Source organism: Segetibacter aerophilus, from assembly GCF_007991655.1.
In the GTDB taxonomy this organism is placed as follows: domain Bacteria; phylum Bacteroidota; class Bacteroidia; order Chitinophagales; family Chitinophagaceae; genus Segetibacter; species Segetibacter aerophilus.
In genome coordinates, this window is record NZ_BJYT01000062.1 from 1 (window position 1) to 3,087 (window position 3,087).

A 3,087-nucleotide genomic window follows, 5' to 3' on the forward strand; every position below is an offset into this window, starting at 1 on the left:
TTAAATGCAGTTGCAGGAACGTACAACTTTGGTAACACTGCTATTAGTGGCACTACCACTCAGGGCATACTTATTTCGGGTTCATCTACCATTGTACCAACCTTTGGAACAACCACAGTTAGTTCAGGAACTGATGGGGTATCTATTCAAAATAATAGTGGCAATGTAACTTTCAGCAGCCTGGCTATTACCACCGCTAACGGTATGGGTTTACTTGGTTCTAATAATACAGGACAGCTTATTGTAACAAATAGTACCGGCGCTATCAGCGCTACCAACGGTGCCGCATTAAGTCTTTCACAAGCCTCAGGTACTTCTACAGTTAACCTTAATTTCTCAGGCCTTACTGCTGGCGGAACTGCAACAAATGGAGTTACGCTAACAAACATAGCAGGAACAATCAACGGAGAAACAGGATCTCTGGTTGGTTCAGGAACAGTGTTTAATGTTAGTGGAGGTAATGCAATAATCACTTATGCTGGAACCATCACAAAATCAACAGCAGGAAGATTGGTTGACATAGTGAACAGGACCGGCAACAACATTACTTTGTCAGGGGCTTTATCTTCAACTGGAAGCAGTACTGGAATTAATGTATCGGGAAGCACTGGTGGCGGCACAATTGACTTTAGTAATGCTTCAAAAATATTCAATACCGCAGGAAGTAATGCTGTTACCTTATCTACTAATGGAACCACAACTATTAACTTCAGCAATGGTGGACTAAATATAAATACAACTTCTGGAACTGGCTTTAGTGCAACAGGTAGCGGAACAGTAAATATAACAGGTTCAGCTAATGCAATTACAGCTACTACCGGTACAGCGCTGAATTTATCGAGTGTGGCTGTTGGTTCAAATGCAATGACGTTCTCAAATATTACCACCAATACTGCAAATAGTGCTGTTGCATCTTCAGGCATTTCTTTAACCAATGTTACAGGCACCGGTGGAAGCAGCATTACTATCAATGCCGGTGCCATAAAAGGTGGAAGCACTGGGGCAGCCTTTAATGTGAGCGGTGGGGCAATCCCGGTAACTTATGCAGGAACAATAGATCAATCTAATACAAACCGTGCAATAAATATATCAGGTACTAGCGGCGGTACTACCTTATTTAGCGGTGCTGTTAGTTCAACAGGAACAAGTACAGGTATTAACCTAACCTCGAATACTGGTGCTACTATAAACTTTACAGGTGGAATTAATTTAAACACCGGCGCTAACGCTGCCTTTACTGCAACAGGCGGTGGAACAGTTACCGTAACCCAAAATAACTCTACAATAATAAATACAATAACTACCACTTCAGGTACAGCTTTAAACATCGCTAATACAACAATTGGAGCAAGTGGGTTGACTTTCAGAAGTATCTCTGCTGGAACGGCTGTTGGTACGGCGGGTAGAGGGATCATTCTGGACAACACCGGGGTAACGGCAGGACTAACAGTAACTGGTAACAGTTCTGCTGGTACAGGAGGAACAATACAACACAAAACAGGTGTCGATATTACCAATACTGCTTTAAATGCAACTGCCGACTTATCTACTATTGGCGGAGTTGGTATAATTCTTAGAAATACAAAAAGCCCTTCATTTTCCTGGTTGCAAATGAATCACTTCGACAACTACGGGATTTATGGTTATAATGTTTTCGGATTTACTTTAGATAATTCAATTATTAATGGAACCAATGGAAGTAATGCAGGTGGCGGCTATAACGAGAGCAGCCTTTATTTCCTCGAACTAACGGGTTCCTGCTCTGTCTCCACCTCGAACCTAAGCGGCGGCTATGCAAACAATCTTTGGGTTTCTAACACTGCCGGTTCTCTAAATCGCCTTACTTTATCTTCTACTACTATTGGAGTTGCATCTAACAACGATGCAGTGCAGGTAGAGGGTTTGGGGTCATCGACAGTCAATGTAACTATTCAAAACTGTACTTTCACTTCAGCCCCCGGAGACTTGTTTCAAATAATTGCGGATGGAACCGGAGGGGGTGACCTTTCTATCACCGGAAGTAACTTTTCAAACAATTTCCCGGCTATTGCTACCGGTGGCGGTGGTCTAAGCATATTTGGCGGTGCCAGCGGAACTTTTACTGTTAATATGTCTGCTAACACCTTTAGAGATGCAGTTGGTCATGCGCTACTCTTTGTTAAATCGGTTGGTACTGGCAATTACACTGCAACAATTAATGGTAATACGGTAGGCGTTGTAGGCGTTGCCAATTCAGGTTCTCTTGAAGGGGATGGAATGAAGTTTCAGCATGCCGGTTCAGGTTCCCTTGCGGTAAACAACAATACTAGCAGGTTTACTTTAAATATTACAAATAACCACGTGAGACAGTACAATAACCAGGGAATACAAATACAAGCCGGGGCAGGTATTGCCTATAGCGGAAATATAATTGCAACAATTTCTGGTAATACTATATCCAACCCCGGAGTAAACCCCGCTATAGGCGGCGTGTTCCAGGGATTGCATTTAAACGGCGGGGTGACACCAGGCGATAATTTTCTTATTTGCTTTAATGTTGGATCAAACACGATTACTGGTTCAGGTCGTAATGGTGGAACTGATTTTAGAGTAAGACAACGACAGAGTACAACTGTTCGACTACCAGGTTACGGTGGAGCAAATAATAACGATGCTGCAGTTGTAAGTTTCATTCAAGGAAAACTTGTTACTGCTGCAACAGGAAGCGCATTAAACAATGTAGCAGGAGGAGGTGGGGGGTTTGTTGGAACAGCATGCCAATAAGAATGATAACTTCCGATATTAAAGTTGCGAAAAGATAAACAGAAGAAGTTATACCAACGCAACGATGACACCATGAAAAACAAAAAGCTGGTATTTAAACACAACCTAAAGAACTCATATGAAATATACATTTATGCTTAATAGAAGTTGGATTATTGCCTTGCTTGCCATAAGCACCAATGCATTTTCTCAAACCATTCCTGCTATTGGCACGATATCGCCAGGTGACAGCATCATCGTTGTATACGATGTTACTGTCAATACGGGGGGTAGTTCAATTTCGAACCAGGGTAGCATTGCCGGTAGCAACTTTACCACTTTCGG

Annotated in this window: 2 protein-coding genes; both read left to right on the top strand. The window is 42.3% G+C overall.

Features of this window, described 5'->3' with window-relative positions:
- Positions 1 to 2,763 (top strand): beta strand repeat-containing protein (locus tag SAE01_RS24660; RefSeq protein WP_170234267.1); only part of this gene is annotated, 2,763 nt, incomplete at its 5' end.
- A gap of 118 nt (positions 2,764 to 2,881) precedes the next feature.
- The coding region (locus SAE01_RS24245) for a hypothetical protein (protein ID WP_147206420.1) at positions 2,882 to 3,087 on the top strand (206 nt) is incomplete at its 3' end.